The 3,431-nt window shown below is 64.9% G+C and carries 5 protein-coding genes; 1 reads left to right on the top strand and 4 read right to left on the bottom strand.

The window, feature by feature from the left end; genetic code table 11:
- Positions 1 to 840: citryl-CoA lyase (locus tag EN738_RS32505; RefSeq protein ID WP_210214101.1), on the top strand; the 840-nt coding region annotated here is incomplete at its 5' end.
- Between the two features lie 2 nt (positions 841 to 842).
- Here the strand turns inward: EN738_RS32505 and EN738_RS32500 are convergent.
- The 4 genes from EN738_RS32500 to EN738_RS32485 all read right to left on the bottom strand — a co-directional run.
- Positions 843 to 1,319: an NUDIX hydrolase gene (locus EN738_RS32500; protein WP_127287138.1), complete on the bottom strand. Its 477-nt coding sequence runs from the start codon at positions 1,317 to 1,319 to the stop codon at positions 843 to 845.
- 134 nt (positions 1,320 to 1,453) lie between these two features.
- Positions 1,454 to 1,753, bottom strand: coding sequence for a hypothetical protein (locus tag EN738_RS32495; protein ID WP_127287137.1), 300 nt, complete (start codon positions 1,751 to 1,753; stop codon positions 1,454 to 1,456).
- A gap of 206 nt (positions 1,754 to 1,959) precedes the next feature.
- Entirely contained in the window at positions 1,960 to 2,652 is a 693-nt protein-coding gene (locus EN738_RS32490; RefSeq protein ID WP_127287136.1) for a response regulator transcription factor, read from the bottom strand.
- Positions 2,649 to 3,431 (bottom strand): ATP-binding protein (locus EN738_RS32485; RefSeq protein WP_245494840.1); only part of this gene is annotated, 783 nt, incomplete at its 5' end. The genes EN738_RS32490 and EN738_RS32485, both read right to left, overlap by 4 nt.

Below are 3,431 nucleotides of genomic sequence, written 5' to 3'. Positions count from 1 at the left end.
GACAAAAAGACCGGCCGCGCGCGCGGCGAGGATTGGTGGCGGACCGGCATCATCGAGATGAGCCCCGGCGTGATCCGGCTGCGCGGCTACGAGATCCAGGACCTTATCGGTCGCGTCAGCTTTCCAGCCATGATCTGGCTGATGCTGCGCGGCGAATTGCCCAGCGAGGACCAGGCGGCGCTGCTTGGCATCGCGCTGGGTGCCGCCGTCGACCACGGGCCGCAGGCGCCGTCGATCGCCATCGCCCGCATGGCGGCGACCTGCGGCGTCGGCATCAACAATGCGATGGCTTCGGCCATCAACGTGCTGGGCGACGTGCATGGCGGCGCCGGCGAGCAGGCGCTTTCCTTCTACGGCGACGTCGCCGCGGCGATGGACCAGGGCACGACGCTGGCCGATGCGGTGGCGGCGCGGCTCGATCGGTTTTTCGCCGAAGACAGGGGCTATGTGCCGGGTCTCGGCCATCGCTTCCATCCGGTTGATCCGCGCGCGCCGCGGCTCATCGAACTGACCCGCGATTTCGCGGCGCGCGGCGTGGTCGGCGGTCGCTTCGCCGACATCGCAGAGGCCATCGAGGCCGAGGTGGCGCGGCGCAAGGGCAAGCGCATCCCGCTCAACATCGACGGCGCGACGGCGGTGATCTATGGCGAGCTCGGCTTCCCGCCACCGCTGACGCGCGGCCTTTTCGTGCTGTCGCGCTCGGTCGGCGTCCTGGCGCATGCCTGGGAGCAGTCGCAGGAAACCGAGCGCAACAAGGGGCCGCTGCCGCGGGAATGGCTGTGGGCCTATACGGGTACTCCGGTACGACCGTTTCCCGGGCGCGAGGATGAGAGCAGCTGATCTCAAATCGCGTCGGGAGGCTCGGTCTGGGGGACAGTCAAATCCCTCAGCAGCGTCGACAGATCCGGCTCGTCGATAAGCAGCGCCGCATCGGCTGGGGCAAGCCATGCCCGCTGCCGCGTGCCCGCTTCCATCCAGCGAGGCAACTCCTCCGTCACGTTCAGCAGGTAGACGACGACGTCGACGCGGACGAAGCGGCTTGCCAGGCGTTTCCAGTAGGAATAGGTGCCGGCCGGCTGTTTCAGGATGTCACCGAGGACGCCGGCTTCTTCCCGCGCCTCGATCATGGCCGCCTTGCGCCCGCTCTTGCCTTTCATTGGCCAGCCTTTTGGCACGATGAAGCGCCTGGTCGTGCGCGACGTCACCAGCATCACCTCGATGTCGCCGCCGGCGTCCAGCCGAAAGGGGATGGCCGCCACCTGGCGGATCCGTTCCCCCTTCTTTGCCTTGCGTACCGCTGTCTTCTTGGTCGCTGCCATTCCCAGAATCCGGCCGGATCGCGCCCCTGCCCAGAAGGGAGGGCGCCATGCCGCAAAACCTCAAAACCGCCGGCAATGCAACGTGGCATTTTCCGGCAGGTAAGTCGGCTAAATAAATCGAAAATGCCGGCTTGTCAGCGGCACGACGTCAAAATTGCATTGCCCAGCACCTGACAGCCCGGCTTGACGACCGGCACCTGCGGACGAGGCTGCGGCACAATCTGGCGGTCCAGCTCGCGATTTAGCTGCTGCTGTTGCTGGAACTGCTGCCGCAGCATCCTGTTCTGCAGCTGCAGCAGTTCGTTCTGCTGGACCAGAACATTGCGATTTGTTGGGATAATCACCTGCGCCAAGGCATGGGGAGCCACCGCCGGCACGATCGCCGTCGCCAGCATTACCGACATCAGAACCGTCGTTGGACGAAGCTGCGGCATCGATCCGCTCCCGCGTTAAAATCTACCATCCATATAGGGCATTTGACAGGCGGTGCCATGGTCGATGGGCGGCCACGCCGAATTTGATTGGTTCATCCGCCACGAATCTGCCCACCAACCTGGCATAGCCCTTGATGGCGGAGCTGTCGGCGGACTGAGTGCCTTCTTTGGCCGACCGGGACGATCGGCAGTGCCGATCGCCCGTATCAGTCCACCTCGCGCAGGCGGTAGCCGACGCCGGTCTCGGTGGTGATGTAGCGCGGCTGATCGGGGGTCTTCTCGATCTTCTGCCGGAGCTGGCGAACGTAGACCCTGAGATATTGCACGTCGGTGGAGTCGCCCCAGACCTGCTTCAGCAGGAAATGATGGGTGAGCACCTTGCCGGCGTGCTGCACCAGGATGCGCAAGATGTCGTATTCCTTGGGCGAGAGTTTTACCTCCTTGCCCTCGACCGTGACGATGCGCTTGACCAGGTCGACGGTCAGGTCGCCGGTGTGGAACACCGGCTTCTCGCCCTGCTGCTGGAACTTGTGGCGCAGCGCCACGCGGATGCGGGCGACGAGCTCGTTCATGCCGAACGGCTTGGTGACGTAGTCGTCGGCGCCGAGCTCCAGCGCCGAGACGATGCCGGCCTCGTCGGTACGGCTGGAGAGGATGACGACGGGAATGTCGAGACCCTCGCCCCGCCATTTGCCGAGCAATTCATGACCGGTCATGCCGGGCAGGCCGAGATCGAGCAGGATCAGGTCCGGCTTCTCCGTCGCCACCAGCTCGATGGCTGCCTTCGCGTTGGGTGCTTCGGAGACGGCATAGCCCTGGCTGCCAAGACCGACGCGCAGCAATTTGCGGATCGGCGGCTCGTCATCGACGACCAGTATGGTGACGTTCTGATTGGTCATGCCGGATCACCGTTGCTCTGATCGTCCGTACTGGCGCGGCGCATGCCGGGCACATCGGCCGGCACCGGCATGCGGATGGTGAAGATCGCGCCGGCGCGGTCGGTGCGGTTTGCCGCGGTGATCGTGCCTCCCATCGCCTCGATGAAGCCGCGGCTGATCGACAGGCCGAGCCCGGTGCCGGCGCGCACCTGATCGCGCTTGCGCACCCGGTAGAAGGTGTCGAAGATCCGTTCAAGATCATCGGGCGGAATGCCCGGTCCCTCGTCCATGATCTGCAGGATGACGCAGCAGTTGTCGACCCAGCCCTGCAGCCGGATGGTGGAGCCGGGCGGGGCGTATTTGGCGGCATTGTCGAGGAGATTGAAAAGCGCCTGCTCGAACAGCACCGGATCGAGCCTGAGCATCGGCAAGTCGGCGGGGATGTCGATCTCGGTCTTGTGCTTCCCGGTGATCTTGCGTGCGCGGAGCAGGGCCGAGCCGACACTATCGCCGACAAAATGGAAGGCGTGGTTCGGCTCCATCGCGCCGGATTCGATCTTGGTCATGTCGAGCAGGTTGGCGATGAAGCGGTTCAGCCGTTCCGATTCGTCGAGCACGGTCGACAACAGCTCGGCACGGTCCGTCTCGGGCAGTGCAGCCGAGAATTCCCTCAGCGTGCCGGCCGCACCCATGATGGCGGCGAGCGGGGTCTTCAGGTCATGCGAAATCGAGGTGAGCAGCGCCGAGCGCAAGCGGTCGGCCTCGGCGCTGCTCACCTCGATTTCGCATGACCTGAAGAC

Source organism: Mesorhizobium sp. M4B.F.Ca.ET.017.02.2.1 (genome assembly GCF_003998955.1).
Taxonomy (GTDB): Bacteria; Pseudomonadota; Alphaproteobacteria; order Rhizobiales; family Rhizobiaceae; genus Mesorhizobium; species Mesorhizobium abyssinicae.
Note: the sequence above shows the minus strand (reverse complement) of the source record. Positions and strands in the feature narration are given on the sequence as shown.